This is a genomic window from Oceanimonas sp. CAM02 (assembly GCF_032842915.1).
GTDB lineage: Bacteria > Pseudomonadota > Gammaproteobacteria > Enterobacterales > Aeromonadaceae > Oceanimonas > Oceanimonas smirnovii.
The window spans coordinates 1-17528 of the sequence record NZ_JAWJBK010000004.1 but is presented as its reverse complement, the minus strand read 5'-3'; the positions used below and the strand labels follow the sequence as shown (position 1 = coordinate 17528).

At 54.0% G+C, this 17528-nt stretch carries 7 protein-coding genes and 1 pseudogene; 1 reads left to right on the top strand and 7 read right to left on the bottom strand.

The annotated features are described in order from the left end of the window. Positions 1–23: 23 nt before the first annotated feature. From R0I78_RS00400 to R0I78_RS00390, 3 genes are all read right to left on the bottom strand, one after another. Positions 24–2003 carry a diguanylate cyclase gene (locus R0I78_RS00400; protein WP_317073888.1) on the bottom strand — a complete coding sequence of 660 codons (1980 nt, stop codon included), beginning with the start codon at positions 2001–2003 and terminating at the stop codon, positions 24–26. 108 nt (positions 2004–2111) lie between these two features. Then, positions 2112–5150, bottom strand: coding sequence for an efflux RND transporter permease subunit (locus tag R0I78_RS00395; protein ID WP_317073887.1), 3039 nt, complete (start codon positions 5148–5150; stop codon positions 2112–2114). A gap of 14 nt (positions 5151–5164) precedes the next feature. After that, positions 5165–6235, bottom strand: coding sequence for an efflux RND transporter periplasmic adaptor subunit (locus R0I78_RS00390; protein WP_317073886.1), 1071 nt, complete (start codon positions 6233–6235; stop codon positions 5165–5167). Between the two features lie 132 nt (positions 6236–6367). Here R0I78_RS00390 and R0I78_RS00385 point away from each other — a divergent pair, with 132 nt between their 5' ends. Further along, positions 6368–6805, top strand: coding sequence for a DeoR family transcriptional regulator (locus tag R0I78_RS00385; protein ID WP_317073885.1), 438 nt, complete (start codon positions 6368–6370; stop codon positions 6803–6805). 178 nt (positions 6806–6983) lie between these two features. Here R0I78_RS00385 and zapE read toward each other — a convergent pair whose 3' ends face one another. The 4 genes and pseudogenes from zapE to R0I78_RS00365 all read right to left on the bottom strand — a co-directional run. Next, on the bottom strand, positions 6984–8096 hold the full coding sequence (gene zapE, locus R0I78_RS00380) for a cell division protein ZapE (RefSeq protein ID WP_317073884.1): 1113 nt from the start codon (positions 8094–8096) through the stop codon (positions 6984–6986). 36 nt (positions 8097–8132) lie between these two features. After that, entirely contained in the window at positions 8133–9137 is a 1005-nt protein-coding gene (locus R0I78_RS00375) for a protein kinase domain-containing protein (RefSeq protein ID WP_317073883.1), read from the bottom strand. 17 nt (positions 9138–9154) lie between these two features. Further along, positions 9155–13936, bottom strand: a complete 4782-nt coding sequence (locus tag R0I78_RS00370; protein ID WP_317073882.1) for a CapA family protein — start codon at positions 13934–13936, stop codon at positions 9155–9157. Between the two features lie 93 nt (positions 13937–14029). After that, positions 14030–17528: pseudogene (locus R0I78_RS00365) on the bottom strand (hypothetical protein); the annotation flags it as partial.

The following is a 17528-nucleotide window of genomic DNA, read 5'->3' as shown; positions in this document are numbered from 1 at the left end:
ATCGACGACCTCGCAACGTTAATTCAAATCTCGAAGTTACCCTTTTCTCCCGGGCTTGCGGCCGCGCAGACCTTGTTGCGGCCGGTATTTTTGGCTTTATACAAAGCGCTGTCAGCGGCCTTGAACATAGCCTGAATGCTGTTGTGCACTGGTGACAAGGTGGACACACCCAACGATACAGTAAAACGAATTTCCGTGTTATCTGCCAGCATGACCCGCAGCCGGCTCAGGGCTTCACGCAGTTGCTCCGCCTTGTGCACGCCCTGCTCCAGTGAGGTGTCGGGCAGCAAAATAACAAACTCTTCCCCGCCAAAACGGGCCAGCACATCGGTGGCGCGCAGTGAGCGCATGCACAGCTCCGCCAGCACTTTAAGCACTTCATCGCCGGCATCGTGACCATAGGTGTCGTTCACTTGCTTGAAGTGGTCAATATCCAGCTCTATCAGGGTCAAAGGCGCTCCGTTACGCTGAGAGCGGGCCAGCTCCCGCTCGGCCAGCTCATCAAAGCGGCGGCGGTTGGCGGCCCCGGTGAGCGGATCCTTGCGAGCCATGTCTTTCAGCTGCTGCTCCAGCCGGGCCTGTTGGCTTACGTTCTGCATGCTGAGCCGGCCCAGCTCCAGGGTGCGCTCATGGCTCAAGCGCGACGACACGCCGCAGGACATCACCAGAATATCGCCATTTTTGGCCCGGACTCTGATGCGGCGATGCTCTTCTTCGCTTTCCATCATGGCCAGCAGCAATGTTTCAGCCAGCTGCAATGTGTCGGCCTCTACCAGCTCGGCCAGCCTGATTTTATTTATCAGCTCTTCCCGCCGGTAGCCCAGATAGTCCAGGGTGCGCTTGTTGACGTTGGAGATATAGCCGTCCCTTGTCAGCGTGATATAGCCGATGGGCGCGTTCTCATAGAGATCCCTGAAGTTATCCAGTTGCTCCCGCTCCAGCTGCGCTTTTTCCCGAGTCTGCTGACGATTGCGCAACAGCAGATACACCGTCAGCAGCGTCACCAGAAAAGCCCCCACCAGAGCAATCTGAAACCAGGTCTTGTGATAAATGGCGGTCACCTGCCATCGTTGCTGATCGGATTCGATCAGCATGGCCCACTGGGAGGCCTTGAGATCACTCACCAGGCCCAGATCGTAGCCATAGCGGGCACCGGTAGTGTTTTCATAAATACTGGCAATATCCAGCCAGTGAAAGCTGAACAGGCTGTCATCGAGATAGGCCGAGCCGCTGCGGCTGGTTTGCAGTTGTTGCCACAGCGCCGGCTGCCAACGGGCCAGTGTCAGCTCCGGTTTGTTGCGCATCCAGCCCCATTCATTGGCGGGATCATGATTTACCAACCAGTAACCGTCGGCATTCAGCAGCATGGCTCTGTCTCCTGACGGGAACAGCTCGATAAACTGGTTAAGCAGGCCGGCGGCATTCAGGTTAAGCACCAGCAGACCGGCGGGCTCACCGGTGGCGGTTTTCATCATGCGTACCAGCCGCAGGGTAGGCTTGAAGGGAGTTTCCAGCTTGCCCTGCTCTTTACTCAGATCCAGCGGAGACAGATAAACCTGACCGGGCTTCAACTTGAGCCCTTGCTGCACATAATAGCGGCCCCGTTTATTCTGCAGCCTGTGCTGAGGCACCACCACAGGTCCCAGACGACTGTTATTAATGCGTATGCGCTCCCGGCCCTCAAGATCGAGAATGCGAATCTGATCATAGCGGCCATAAATGGCCGTGCTGCTCAGCAGGATCTGAATAAGCTGTTGTTCGCTGTTCAGCCCGGGGGTATCCAGATAGCCCAGTTCAAAGGCCACCGCAGAGAGCTGCTGGGTATCCTGCACCGCCATCATCAGATGTTCATTCAGCATGGTCTTCGCCGCCCTGAGCAGATGCTGATGCTGCTGCAGTGTCTGCCGTTTAAGGCTGCTGTCGTAAACCAGCTTGCCCGCACCCAAAGCCAGCCCGAGCAATATCCAGCACACCAGTCCCCATAACAAAAACCGCTTTAACATTCCATTCCTGCTTTGCCGCTGTACACAATGAAACCCAAGCGGAACACTATACCAGAAAAAAGCGCCTGCTCGTTGCCGGGCAGGCGCTTGGGCATTATTCACTGAGACTTATGCCGGCCGAATACGAAACAGCACCACATAAAGCAGAGGCACCACTATCAGGGTAAGCACAGTGGCAAAGGCCAGACCAAACATAATGGTGACCGCCATACTTTTGAAGAAGGGATCCATCAGCAGCGGTGCCACTCCCAGAATGGTAGTAAAGGCACCCAGAAACACCGGCCGGGCCCGGCTCACAGCCGCATCCATCACGGCGGCAAAGCCCGGTTTGCCCTCGGCTATCTCGGCATCGGCCTGATCCACCAGCACAATGGCGTTTTTCACCAGCATGCCAATCAGGCTGAGCAGGCCCAGTATCGCCATAAACTCGAACGGCACCTGAAACAACACCAGCCCAAGCGTCACGCCAATAATAGCCAGAGGTGCGGTCAGCCAGATCACCAGCGGCTGACGCAGGGCGTTAAACATAACCACCACCGCCAGAATCATGGCACTGAAACCATAGGGTGCCGACAGCGCCAGCCCTTCATTAGCTTCTTTTGAGGCCTTATCTTCCCCGTGCCACTCCAGCCGGTAACCGGGAGGCAGCGCCATGGCTTCAATCTCGGGCCGCAGCCGTTCCAGCAGCGGTCCGGACAACTCACCGGGCAACGGATCGGCCTGCGCCTTAATGGTAGGGAACCGGTCCACCCGGCGAATGATGGCATCCACCCATTCCAGCTTAACGGAGGTGACCAGCTGACTGACCGGCACATACTCCCCCGCTGTGGGGCTGTATACCTGCACGTTTTCCACCATGTCAGCGGTAGCCCGTTCGGCTGCCGGTGCCCGGGAAATAATGGGGATCAGCTGGTCACCTTCACGATAAACGCCGACACGTTCGCCACTAAAGGCACGGTTAATGGCCTGGCTGATATCGGCCAGGGTCAGGCCGGCACGGCGAGCGGCCACTTCATCTACCACAGGGCGTAATACAGGCACTTTTTCACGCCAGTCGTCCTGAATGGCAATGGCGCCGGCATCTTGCGCCATAATGGCCTTGGCCTCTTCTGCCAGCTTACGCAACACCGCCGGCTCCGGCCCCATAAAGGCGGCTTCTATTTTTTTGCCGCCGCCCCGGCCCAGCATGAACTTCCATACTTTTATATCCGCCAGCGGATGGCGCTCGGACAGCTGCTGCTGCAGGCTGGCAACCATGCCGGCAATTTGCGTGGGATCATCCACATCCACCAGCAGCTGACCGTAACTGGTGTTGGGATCTTCCGGGCCGTAAGTCAGCATAAAACGCAAACCACCCTGCCCGATAAAGCTGGTGACATGGGTCACGCCATCCTGCTGCTGTACAAAGTCACCAATGCGGGCAAGCTCGGCTTCGGTTTGCCGAATATCTGTGCCCTGAGGCAGGTACATATCCACCACAAATTGCGGCCGGGCCGACTCGGGCATAAAACCCGGCTGAACCCATTTAAAGCCAAACATGGCACCGGCCAGCAGCGCCAGCAGCAGGCCACCGGTAATGGCCCTGTGCTGCAGAGCTGTGCGCAAGATACCGCGATAACGCACCATAATGCCCGATTCAGGCTTGTCTTGTGCAACCGGCTTTACTTTCAGCAGCGCCACACAAAACAAGGGCGTCAGGGTAACGGCAAACAACCAGCTGAACAGCATGGAGTAAAGAATGACCCAGAACAGTGAGCCGGCATATTCCCCCATATCCGTTGGCGACAGCCCAATGGCACTGAACGCCAGAATGCCCACCGCGGTGCCGCCCAGCAGCGGCCACTGAGTGGACTGCACCACAGCTGCGGCGGCGCTCTCGGCCCGCTCGCCCTTTTGCATGCGCACCAGAATGCCGTCGGTCACTACAATGGCATTATCCACCAGCATACCCAGGGCAATGATAAGCGCCCCGAGTGACACCCGCTGCATGGCAATATCATCCAGTCGCATTACAATCAGGGTTCCGGCCACGGTAAGCAGTAATACGGCTCCCACAATAATACCGCTGCGCAGGCCCATAAACAGCACCAGCACCAGTACCACTATGGCCACAGCAGCCACCAGATTGGAGACAAAACCGTTTACTGCCTCACGCACCGAGTCGGACTGATAAGAGACTTCGTTCAGCACCATGCCAATGGGGCGCTCGCTGTCCAGCTCCGCCAGCCGGGCGCGCACCGCATCACCCATGTCCACCACGTTGCCGCCGGCCACCTGGGAAATGCCCAGCCCAATGGCGGGCTTACCGTCATATTTCATCAGCGCCCGGGGCGGCTCACTCTCGGCGCGGGTAATGGTGGCCAGGTCTTTAAGAAATACCACGCTGTCGCCATCCTGCGAGGTGATGGCAAGGTTCCCCAGCGCTTCAACCGAATCGGCCTGTCCTTCAGGGCTGAAATAAATCCGCTGGGGGCCAATCTGCAGATTGCCGGCATCGCTGATCACATTCTGCTGACGCAATGTCTGATAGATATTGCTCAGGGGCACTCCCAGGCGAGCTGCCTGAGCAGCAGAAACTTCCAGATAAATGGCTTCCTGAGGTGCCCCCAGAGTGGCAATTCTGGCCACACCAGGCACTTGCAGCAGCTCCCGCTCCAGCCCGCGCAAATAGTCTTTTACCTGCTGCAGGGTAAAGCCGTCACCGGTGACCGCAAAAAACAACGCATACACATCGCCAAAGTCGTCGTTCACCACCGACGGCCCCGCCCCCGGCGGCAGCTGGCGCTGAGCATCGTTCACCTTACGCCTGAGCTTGTCCCACACCTGCTCCAGCTCCCGGGCACTGTGAGCAAAGCGCATGTCGATTTCCACTTTTACCAGGGAGTCGCCCATGCGCGATACCGACGTCACTTCTTTCAGCTCCTGCAGTTGCTGCACAGCTTCCTCAATGACTTCGGTCACCTCTTCTGCCACCTGCTCCGGCAAGGCACCGGGATAAGGCGTGGAGATCACCGCCTGGCGAATCACAAACTCCGGATCTTCAAACCGGCCCAGGCTCTGATAACTGATATAGCCGCCCACCAGCAACAGCAGACAGGTCATCCAGGCAATGGTGCGCCTGGCAAGGGTATGTTCAGCAATATTCACGGAAAAATCCTTGTTCAGGGAGTGGATGACATGGGGCGCACTTTCATGCCTTCCCGCAGCTGACTAACACCGGCAGTCACGATGCGCTCACCGCTTTCAAGGCCGGTGTTTACCACCACGTTTTCGCCCTGAACAGGTCCCAGCGTGATCGGCTGGCGTTCTACTTGCTGGCTCTCGGGGTTAACCTTCCACACACTGGTATTGCCGTCCGGGCCTGCTACTACCGCCTGCAAGGGAATGGTCACTATCGTTTCAGCTCCCTGCTCCATGGCATCAGGCATAATCTCTACCGACATGCCCGGCAGCAGGGTAAAACCGGGTTCACCACTGAGTGCCAGCACCGCTTCATAGCTTTGGGTTTGCGGGTCTGCCTCGGCAGAGAACGACTTCAGCTCCACCGGCAGTGGCTGGCCGGGTCTGTCGGCAAACACTGCCTGGCCTTTAAGCTGTTTGGGGGCGGTGCGTACTACCCGCTCGGGCACGCTGATCACAATTTCCAGATTTTGGGTGTCCTGCAGGCTGACCACCGTTTGCTTGGCCTGCACATTACTGAAGTTTTCCACCTGGCGACGGGTCACTACTCCCTCGAAAGGAGCCAGCAGGCGCGTGTCGTCCATGTCTTTTTTGGCAGCCAGGTAGCCCGCCCGGGCTACTTCCATGGCAGTACGCTTCTGATCCACTTCCGCCCGCGCCACGGCCTGGCTTTGCTGCCAGATGCGATTAACCCGGTTATAGTCAGTGCGGGCCTTGTTGTATTCCGCTTCAGCGGAATTCAGCCGTATCTGATAGTTTTCGCCGTCCAGCCGGGCCACCAGTTCGCCCAGCATAACTCTCTGCCCTTCCTGTACCGGCAGCTCCACAATGCGCCCAGGCACGTTAAAAGCCAGCTCAGCACGCTGCACAGCCCGCACTCTGCCGGGAAAACGCAGGCTGCTGTCGCCACTGCCGGCCCCCACCGGCAAAATTTGCGCCGGGCGCACCACTGCCTCGGTGCTCGCCGGCGGTGCTTCCTGATCACAAGCGGTCAGGCCGATCAGCAGGCCAGCGGCACTCAACAGGCCAAATACGACATTTTTCGATCCCATAAGTTTGTCACTCTTGTTTTAAATGGTGTTATCTATGGTCTAGTGTCAGCCAAAGCCCGCTTGCTAACAACACTGGTGTCGCCCAAAATGGGTTATTACTTTTTTCTTCTTTTTCATAAAGATATAAAAACCATGGCGATAGAAGACGAGCACCTCACCACCCATTTCGGGCGCATCTGGCCGGCCCATGTAGAAGCACTGACCGAGTTATTAATTCAGTTACGCCAGCAATTTGACGGCGATCTCGATCTGATGCTGGTGCTGGCAATTCTTGGTACCCGGGCACAGCCGGCACGCCATGCCAAAGCCATGACCTACAGTGAGTTTATGGCAATAAACAAACCCACGCCTGCTGGCAGACCCATTAATATTCAGTCAGTAGCAGCATGCAGCGGTATTGCCCGGGAAACCGTGCGCAGAAAAGTGAACAAGCTGGAAAATATGGGCTTTATTACCCGTGAAGCCAATGGCAACCTGCTGGTAACCCCGCAAGCTACCAGCGCTCTGACCCCGTCCACCGAGGCCAGCCTGCGCTACATGGCAGCAATGCGAAAGCATTATAAAGACTGAAGCAGCAACGGAGATTGCCGAAGCTTTGGTCATTCCGGCCCCCGAGCCGGAATCCATTATGCAGGCAAAGGTGCAACCCGACCTGGACTCCGGCATGCGCCGGAGTGACAGTATCTTGTAGCTGTCGCTTTAGCCGGCAGGGCCTGTGCAAGAGGCCTAATCAACCCACCAATGGCCATTATTTTTCACCAAACCGTGCTAATTGCATTTCCTTCAGCCGGCTCAGGGTGCGGCGAAACGGAAACGCCAGCGCGCCATCGGTATAGAGTGCATCCATGGGCACGGCAGCGTCGATATAAACCGGAATGCCACGGTCATAGCATTCATCCACCAGGGCGATAAAGCGGCGCACGCCGTCGTCCTGACGAGACAGCGCCGGCAACACACGATCACCGGCGGCCACGCGCACCGCGCCGTCTTCCGTCCCCCGGGCAATGACCGCCTGCCGGCTGTTGCAACTGAGCCGGGGCAGCTCACTCAGCAACACATGGTCAAACTGATCGCAAAGAGCAATAAAATCCTGCGCCGCCAGCGGCTGCTCGCACAAATCGGCATAACGGCACCAGAGCACCCGCTCGCCTCGGCCCAGCAAGGCGATGGTGCGATTCCCCAGAACAAGCGATTCGGTGTTTCTGGGAGTGCCGGTCAGTTGCTCAAACACAGCAGCCAGTGCGCCGGGCTCATTCACCCAGTAACGCTGCTGTCGCTGCCCCGGATGCAGGCGGTGATCCTGCTCGCCGTGCACCGCCACTATTTGCATATGCTCAGTGATGGCCGTCAGTGCCGGCAGAAACTGCTCCCGGTTAAAGCCGTCTTCATACAGACCTTCCGGCGGCTGGTTGGAGGTAGTGACCAGCACCAACCCCTGTTCAAACAAATGCCGCAGCAGCCGGCCCAGCAACATGGCATCACCAATATCACTGACAAACAGCTCGTCCAGGCACAACACCCGCACCTCGGCACTCAGCTGCTGTGCCAGTATTTTTAACGGATCTTCGGTGCCGGTAAGCTGAAACAGCCGCTTGTGCAGTTGCTGCATAAAATGATGAAAATGCAGCCGCCGGGCCGGCACGCCAGCGCTCTGCAAACTGGCAAAAAAGCAGTCCATCAGCCAGGTTTTGCCCCGCCCCACCGGCCCCCATAAATACACCCCTTGAGTATTCGGCTGCTCAGCCAGCACACCGCGATAACAGCTTTCCAGCCACTCCACCGCATAACGCTGAGCCGCATCGTCAACAAAGCCGGACTCCATGGCGGCCAGCCAGACGGTGTGGGGGGATGGGGTGGTCATAACAGGCTCCGGTAACAGAAAAACAGATTCGATGAATTATGCGTTACGTACTTCATCAAAGTAAGGGTGCTCCATCGCTTCTTTGGCGGTTAGCCTTTCCTGGTGATCTACTTTTAGTGTTTTTTTCAACAAATCCAGCGCCAACTCGGTTTTGAAAGGTGTTTCTGCCTTGCTCATGATCCTTTTGCTCTTCTTGCTGGGGCTTACAATGGCCTTCAGCTTATCTTCAGAAAGCCCCTTCAGATTATATTTTTCAATATAATCCCAAAGTTCTCCTTCTCCGAACAACCCTGAAATACTTCTAATCAACTGTACTTCAGACTTATCTTTACCTTTAACAAAAGGAAAATCACCAAAAACAAAGCCAGCAAATAAACAGGCAAACGACCACATATCAAGAGAGTAGTCATACTGTTTCACACCCAACAACAGCTCAGGAGCCTTGTAATAATAAGAACCTACACGAAGGTGATATTCCTTATAAGGGTGATAAAAATCAGCCATACCCCAATCTATAATCTTAAGTCGCTCTCTTTTCCTGTTAATAACAACATTAGAAGGCTTGATATCTCTGTGCATTACTCCCCTGCTATGAGCCTCATCCAGCCCATTAAGCAACTGAAGCATATAACCTTTAAGCTCTACTTCAGAAAGAGGTGTATCCTTTTTAATTACACCATCGTTAATATAGTAATGCATAATAATATATTTTTTATCATCATCTCCCTTAACTGCATCAAAGATATGAGCGTTATTCACACTGCCTTTAATGCGCCTGAGCACAGAGATCTCTCTTTTTATTTTTTCAGGCCTGTCTTTTATCAACTTTCTTATGGTTACATTAATACCTGTCTTTTTACAAGTTCCTTTATAAGCCTGAGAAAAGGTTCCCTCTCCCAGCTTTTTACCAATAACATAATCTTCAATAGAGCCCCATTTTATTTTTTTATGTTTATAGTCCCATTCGCCATTATTACTTTCACAGTTAATGTTTTGGTAGCTTCTGGATATTGACTTTTTACCCGAACCTTTTTTATACATATTAGTTTTCTGCTCTGTTAGTCAGTCCGTTTTGACAAATTTTTTAGCGCATTAACCACTTCACTCAGGCCGGTACCATTAGAAGACTTCACCAATAGCAAATCACCACCTTTCAAATCCTGTCTAAGTCTGTTCATCACGGTTCCGGATCGCTCAAACCAGCAGCATGAAATTCCCTGTTCACGCAACTGCTCAGCCAGCGCTTTCATAAATGTACCAACCAAATAAACCTTGTCGGGTGAGCTTTTTACAATCTCAGGCACCAGTTCAAGATGATACTGCTGTGCTCGTTTCCCCAACTCCAGCATGTCTCCTACTACCAACAAAACGCGCCCACGATGAGCAAGTGCTGTCAGCTGTTGAAACGCTGCCACCATCGACAAGGGATTGGCATTGTAGCTATCATCGAGCACCATGATACGCTTGTTATCAATATCTAAAGGTAGCAGCTCCCCTCGCCCTTCTACCGGTTTTATTGCTGTGAAACCTTCCGTAATCACCCCAAAGGGTATACCAAGATGTTGGGCCAAGATCAGGCATACCAAGCTGTTCACCGCAAAGTGACGGCCAGCCATTCCCAGTGAATATTCAAACTCATCCCCCTGATAACTGACTGCTGCTAGGCCATACTTGCCATCAAATGTCAGCAACCGGCAATCAGCCTCTTCATGTTCCCCATAAGTGATCAGCGCCAGTCCTTCAGCCTGTGCTCGTACTGCTATCTCATCATAGTGGGCAGTATCCCGGCAAACGATAGCCAATCCTCCCCGACGCACTCCCTGAAACAAATTAGCCTTTCTGATTGCAATGGCGGAAGTATCCTCGCCGTCACGTAGGTGCGCCGGTCCAATATTAGTGATCACGGCTACATCAGGAGCAAGCAGTTTGATGTTTTGATAATTGGGAGCATTAATTGCAGACAGAGCAACCTCCAGTACGGCTAGCCCCGCAGACGGAGACACATTGGCCATAGCAGCAAAAATACCCACACGGGAGTTGTAATTATCGTAGCTGCTGTACACCTCAATATGCTTTGAAAATAACTGCTGCATCATAGAGATAAGGGTTGTTTTACCAGCACTGCCGGTGACCGCCACAAGAGGACAACAAATTCTTTGCCTGGCGGCAATGCCTAATTCAATCAATGCCTTTATAGGATCTTTCACCATTAATACTGGCATCCCCTTCGGCAAATAGTCTACCGGCCGGCTAACGATTACACCCACAACCTCACTGGGCAGCGCCGTCAGCACATGGTGACTATCCCAGCAGCGCTGATAGCAACTGGCAATATCAGAAAACTGTTCATGGCGAGCCAGATCAAGTGAGGTAGACGCCACATAAAGACTGGGTGACTTCACCATTCCTGCATGACTCCGGCCGCGTATTACAGAATTTACACCCCAACCCAGATCAGGCTCCGACAGCCACTGTCCACCAGTCACCGCCTGTAATTGTGCTGCATTCCAAGTATATTCTTGACTTTTTGGCACTGGCAACCGGGAAAAATCACTGCGGTAATGCTGCTGAATAAAGGGCCAGCGCATAGGTGGCTTTTCCGATAATCCCAAACCAAAATATACCGGTAATCTGATGCAGACACGCTCACCTCCCACACCGGACAGCAGCCTGAGCTGTAACTGCAGTTCAGTATTGACCCAATTTTTTCTTGTTGGCGGACGAATACCATAGAAATCGCGATAGACATGGCCGGTAGACCAGCGACTGGTGGGCAACAACCAGTCACAAAAGTCATGATCCATCCCAAGTCCCCAGGGCTTTATATTTTCTTCCCAGGTTGGCACCACTGTTACTTCAAGCCGAAAGTCTTCATCTACTGGTGCGTTGATGCGCCAGAAACTTTCCACCCAGATCATCTGCCGTTGAGCTAACCAGCGGGGGCTTGCTTTAAGCCCTAACAAAGTAAAAGGCCCCAAAGCAACTGGGTCTATCTTTACTTTCAAGGGCACTTCTTTCACCATCCAGGAAGAGTCCAGCACTGAAGCCCAAAGATTGGAAGAAGGCTGAAAAATTTTGACAGGGAAAGGTGCAAGACGTGTGTTCCGCGGTGTCGAGTGAAGTTCCAACACGGCAGTGCCATCATCATTTTGTACAAAGTGGGTATTGAAAGGCCGACACCTTTGGGAAAACAGGTTCAGTATATTCTGCGCTCTGCCTCCCTCAGCCTGCCATGAACGACCAAAGCCCACCTCGACCGGCACAAAAATTATCCGTTCAACTCCTTTCTTGCTTAACTCCAGCTGGAAGATACCGCCATACTTGGGAGTAGAACGAACGGCGTCAAACAGTAGATCGCCAGCATCGTAGATTATCGGTTTCTGACGATACAGCTCAACCCCTTGCAAACGATGTGCAGATGCGCCCAATACAGCATCTGCACCGGCATCAATCAGCGTTCGCCCTGCTGCTGTTTGCGACGCACTGGGGTGAACAGCATGGTTCTCCCCCCAATGCACGCATACCACTACAATGTCTGCCGTTTCCCGTGCCCTATCAATATCCTGCTTCATTTGCTGCCAGGCCCCCATATCCATCAATGAAAGATAGGCCGTACCCGGATTGTTTTCGGTTGCGGCGAAACGGTGCTGAGTTGCATCCACTGCCATCAGAGCCAGCCTCAGTGATCCCAACTGCCTGAACACAGGCCGGAATGCCGCCTTTCGACCATCCCCAGAACCAATTTGATCAATGTCAGCAGCAGCCAGCCAGCGCTGCTGCTCCAGCAGTCCGCTCGCCCCATAGTCACCACTGTGGTTATTGGCCGTGCTCACCACATCAACACCAGCCAGCCCAAGAACCTCCAGCATCTCGGGACGAGCGCGATAGTAGTAAGGCCCACCCTCCCCCTTATCTACTCCCTGCTCTCCCTGTGTGGTGACCACGCATTCCAGGTTAACAACACTCAGATGGGACTCTTTTAGTGCCGGGATATTCAGCACTTTCTCAGCACCCAGTTCGGCAGTGCGATAATGTTGTCGCCGCCCCAGATTGACATCTCCCCCCCAGGCCAGCAGTACAGACTCGTTTTCAGATTCGGACAGAGAGGAAGAAATTAGCTCCTTTTCCTCCAGACTGCTGAGCAAGGCCCAATAAGCCACATACCCAGACAGATAATGCTCAACATCATCAATTCTTACCCGAAAGGAATGATGGCGTATAAAAAAACTACCTAATATAGTATGAGGTTCAGCAAAATACATAGCGAACTCAGGCCAGAAAAAACCGTTCATCAGATAGTTTGCCCGGGCATGCAAGGCCGTATAAAACTCGTTTTCATCAAAGTCTTGAAGAAGGTGCTGCATTTCAGGCAGCTGCTTGATGCGCCCCAGCGTATGATGAAAAGCCATGCTGAGTTCAAGTAGTGTTGGGTAAGTGGTTCTTCGGTTTTTTATAAAGTCGAGATAACCGGAAATATTGTTAACAGCAAAGCGAAAGTATTTTTCTTCAGGCCGGTAATGAGTCAGTTCATTCACACAGTAGGAAAGCCAGTGATCATGGGCTTGCCAGTGACCATTACCTATAAAATAGTCAAAAGCACGCTCAACAAGCTTAAGCCAACGCTCATTTTTTGTTAACCCATACAATCTCATTAAACCAAATGCTGCTTCACCATCATAATAAATGATTCGAAACTGCTCCTTAATGGAGAGATCATCTGAGTTTAATACATGCGCAAACTGACCTGTGTCAGGCTGTTGCATCAATTCAATACCCGCCGCCAATGATTCCATTAGTGACAGATAACGTTCATCATTGGTCAACTCGGTATATTTCACCATGGCCAGCAGACAAACGGCGTTGCCTCCAAGCTTAATTTCGTTTCCGGTGTCTACCAGATAAGCTACTTGCTGTTCACTATTCAGCGAGTAAGTATGGATCAGTTCATTGACAAGGTATGCAAGGGCTCGATCAATGGCGTTTTTCAGTTCAGCACTCTGGGTCAGCTCCCAGGCTTCAAGCATGGCATAGGTAGTACTGGCATGGCGCAGCGCATTGTAATTGGCAATTTTTCGGCCAAAACAGGGAAAGTAACCATATATAAATTTTCCATCTGGCATCACCTGACGAGACAAAAAAGCAGCACCATAATCCACCAGGCTAAAGACCTGAGCAGCATTCAGCGGCCCGGGCTGACGCCGGCCACCATTACGACCAGGGCCAGCTAAAGGGATACCTTTATCACTGCTACCTGGAAGATCATTAATGCTCTCGTCCATTGAGTAAAAGCGTCCTGCCGTAGAGAGCACATATATTAAATCATTCTCTTTAATATCTAGTGTAAACGGCTGGTCAAAGCGCTTTTTAAAGTATGCATTAAGATTTTTAATATTAAGGCTGGCATGTGGAATGTGGCTGCCAGAGTATAGAATAGCATTGGCATTCAGCTCTTGCTCGAGCAAGGAGCATTCAAAATTGTTAGAGAATGAAATACCATACCTGAAATAATTACGCTTTGTTCTGCTCAGCAGGTCATTAAATTTTTTAAAGCTTATAGCCTGAACTTTAGTGACCCAGTCAACCCTAAGCCATTTAACGGAATGTGTATTATCAGGTGTTATGCTGATACATTCACTAACCGCTTTACTCCACACACTCTGAAAATCGTCACCTGAAATTGTAACAACTTTGGCTTTCTCCCTGGCATTACTTAAAGACAAGTACAGGATAAAACCAGGCAGTTCATTTTTTTGAATATTACCTTCTTGAGCTAATACATGATCATCACTTAAAAGATGAACAAGCTCCTGATAAGCTTTATTAAGTAACACATCCAGCATGTGTTTATCTCCAATACCGTATAAAACACAAAGCCCCCTATATAAAGAGGGCTTTGATTCAGGCTTTAAATGCTACCACAGCGCAAAGGCATGTTAGTGATCAAGCCCTCCTGGTTTATTGGCAAGATCAAAGGGATCTTCTTGCTGCCCCCCAAAGGCATCACCTCCTGTATCCCCTTGCGGTGAACTGCCACTGCCGGACCAGGATGCTGAGCTGTTGTTATCATCACTCTCTCCCAGATCAATCTCATCTTTCTCTACAGAAAGCACACTGTCTATATCCAGCGCTTGACCTTTCTGCTCTTCGGCTTGTCCGGAAACCGGTTGCTTAGTGTCATCTGCAGCCGGCATTGGAACAAGTTCCTCATCACCATCGGAGAAAAGACTCAGTGCCTTAGCCTTGCCAGCACCGTTACCGCTGTTCCCTTTGCCTGAATTACTGCTGTTTTCAGCGTTGTTGTTACCACCGGAATTACCGGGGGCATCCTGGTCACCATTACCATGGCCATTGTTGCCCTGAGGCCCTTTGCCATTACTGCTCCCGTTACCGCTGTTCCCCTTACCTGAGTTACTGCTATTTTCGGCGTTGTTGTTACCACCAGAATTACCGGGAGCATCCTGGTCGCCATTACCATGGCCATTGTTGCCCTGAGGTCCTTTGCCATCATCAGCATCGTCTTCACCAGCCTCACTGCCTGACTCATGGTCCGGTTCGCCATCGGAATGATCTGAGTGACTGTCCGACTTATCACCATCTGACTTGTCATCGTCCGATTTACCGCCGTCCGATTTGTCATCGTCCGATTTACCGCCGTCCGATTTGTCATCATCCGATTTACCGCCGTCCGACTTGTCATCATCCGATTTACCGCCGTCCGACTTGTCATCATCCGATTTACCGCCGTCCGACTTATCATCGTCCGATTTACCACCGTCCGACTTGTCATCGTCCGATTTACCGCCGTCCGATTTGTCATCATCCGACTCGCCACCGTCTGACTTGTCATCATCCGATTTACCGCCGTCCGACTTGTCATCGTCCGATTTTCCGCCGTCCGACTTGTCATCGTCCGATTTACCACCGTCTGACTTGTCATCATCCGACTCGCCACCGTCTGACTTGTCATCATCCGATTTGTCATCGTCCGATTTACCGCCGTCCGACTTGTCATCGTCGGATTTACCGCCGTCCGACTTGTCATCATCCGACTTACCGCCGTCCGACTTGTCATCGTCCGATTTACCGCCGTCCGATTTGTCATCGTCCGATTTGTCATCGTCCGATTTGTCATCGTCCGACTTGTCATCGTCCGATTTGTCATCGTCCGACTTGTCATCGTCCGATTTACCACCGTCCGATTTGTCATCGTCCGATTTACCGCCGTCTGACTTGTCATCGTCGGATTTTCCGCCGTCGGATTTTCCGCCGTCCGATTTGTCATCGTCGGATTTTCCGCCGTCCGATTTGTCATCGTCGGATTTACCACCGTCTGACTTATCATCATCCGACTCGCCACCGTCTGACTTGTCATCGTCCGATTTGTCATCGTCCGACTTGTCATCGTCCGACTTGTCATCGTCCGATTTACCACCGTCCGATTTGTCATCATCCGATTTACCGCCGTCCGATTTGTCATCGTCCGATTTACCGCCGTCTGACTTGTCATCGTCGGATTTTCCGCCGTCGGATTTACCACCGTCTGACTTGTCATCGTCCGACTTGTCATCGTCCGACTTGTCATCGTCCGACTCGCCGCCGTCTGACTTGTCATCGTCCGACTCGCCGCCGTCTGACTTGTCATCGTCCGACTCGCCGCCGTCTGACTCACCGTCAGTGGAAGGATCTGTATCACCTTCATCATCGGTATCACTATCAGCATCCGCATCCGCGTCAGCGTCAGCATCCGCGTCGGCGTCCGCATCCGCGTCGGCGTCCGCATCAGCATCCGCGTCGGCATCAGCATCGGCGTCAGCATCCGCATCGGCATCAGCATCGGCATCTGCGTCAGCATCGGCATCTGCGTCAGCATCGGCATCTGCGTCAGCGTCTGCATCGGCGTCGGCATCGGCATCCGCATCGGCATCGGCATCCGCGTCGGCGTCCGCATCGGCATCGGCATCGGCATCGGCATCAGCGTCAGCATCCGCGTCAGCGTCGGCATCCGCGTCCGCATCGGCATCAGCGTCAGCATCCGCATCGGCGTCGGCATCCGCATCCGCATCCGCATCCGCATCCGCATCCGCATCCGCATCCGCGTCGGCATCAGCATCGGCGTCAGCATCGGCATCCGCGTCCGCATCAGCATCTGCATCGGCATCGGCGTCCGCATCGGCATCCGCGTCAGCATCGGCATCCGCATCCGCGTCAGCATCCGCATCGGCATCCGCATCCGCATCCGCATCGGCATCCGCATCGGCGTCTGCATCGGCATCTGCATCGGCGTCCGCATCCGCGTCTGCATCAGCATCAGCGTCTGCATCCGCGTCGGCGTCCGCATCCGCGTCGGCGTCCGCATCAGCATCCGCGTCGGCATCAGCATCGGCGTCAGCATCCGCATCGGCATCAGCATCGGCATCTGCGTCAGCATCGGCATCTGCGTCAGCGTCTGCATCGGCGTCGGCATCGGCATCCGCATCGGCATCGGCATCCGCGTCGGCGTCCGCATCGGCATCGGCATCGGCATCAGCGTCCGCGTCAGCGTCGGCATCCGCGTCGGCGTCAGCATCGGCATCAGCATCCGCGTCGGCGTCAGCATCGGCATCAGCATCCGCGTCGGCGTCTGCGTCGGCGTCAGCATCGGCATCCGCATCCGCGTCGGCATCCGCATCCGCGTCCGCATCGGCATCAGCGTCCGCATCGGCATCAGCGTCCGCATCGGCATCGGCGTCCGCATCGGCATCCGCATCAGCGTCAGCATCAGCGTCCGCATCGGCATCGGCATCGGCATCCGCGTCTGCGTCAGCGTCGGCGTCAGCATCGGCATCAGCATCCGCGTCGGCGTCCGCATCCGCGTCCGCGTCGGCATCAGCATCCGCGTCGGCGTCTGCATCGGCGTCGGCGTCGGCGTCCGCATCCGCGTCAGCATCCGCGTCCGCATCGGCATCAGCGTCAGCGTCAGCATCGGCATCGGCGTCCGCATCAGCATCAGCATCAGCATCCGCATCCGCGTCAGCGTCAGCATCGGCGTCAGCATCCGCGTCAGCATCCGCATCGGCGTCGGCATCCGCGTCGGCGTCAGCATCCGCATCGGCATCAGCATCAGCATCCGCATCAGCATCCGCATCCGCATCCGCGTCAGCGTCCGCGTCGGCGTCAGCATCGGCATCAGCATCCGCGTCGGCGTCCGCATCCGCGTCAGCGTCGGCGTCGGCGTCCGCATCGGCATCAGCATCAGCATCCGCGTCAGCATCAGCATCAGCATCAGCATCAGCATCCGCGTCGGCATCAGCATCGGCGTCAGCATCCGCATCGGCATCAGCATCAGCGTCTGCATCGGCATCCGCATCGGCATCCGCATCAGCGTCTGCATCGGCATCAGCGTCTGCATCCGCATCCGCATCCGCATCCGCATCTGCTTCGGCGTCCGCGTCG

What these genes read in the sequence shown, in the direction of transcription:
- R0I78_RS00400 (WP_317073888.1), bottom strand. Translation starts at nt 2,003, where the DNA reads ATGTTAAAGCGGTTTTTGTTATGGGGACTGGTGTGCTGGATATTGCTC.
- R0I78_RS00390 (WP_317073886.1), bottom strand. Translation starts at nt 6,235, where the DNA reads ATGGGATCGAAAAATGTCGTATTTGGCCTGTTGAGTGCCGCTGGCCTG.
- R0I78_RS00385 (WP_317073885.1), top strand. Translation starts at nt 6,368, where the DNA reads ATGGCGATAGAAGACGAGCACCTCACCACCCATTTCGGGCGCATCTGG.
- zapE (WP_317073884.1), bottom strand. Translation starts at nt 8,096, where the DNA reads ATGACCACCCCATCCCCCCACACCGTCTGGCTGGCCGCCATGGAGTCC.
- R0I78_RS00375 (WP_317073883.1), bottom strand. Translation starts at nt 9,137, where the DNA reads ATGTATAAAAAAGGTTCGGGTAAAAAGTCAATATCCAGAAGCTACCAA.
- R0I78_RS00370 (WP_317073882.1), bottom strand. Translation starts at nt 13,936, where the DNA reads ATGCTGGATGTGTTACTTAATAAAGCTTATCAGGAGCTTGTTCATCTT.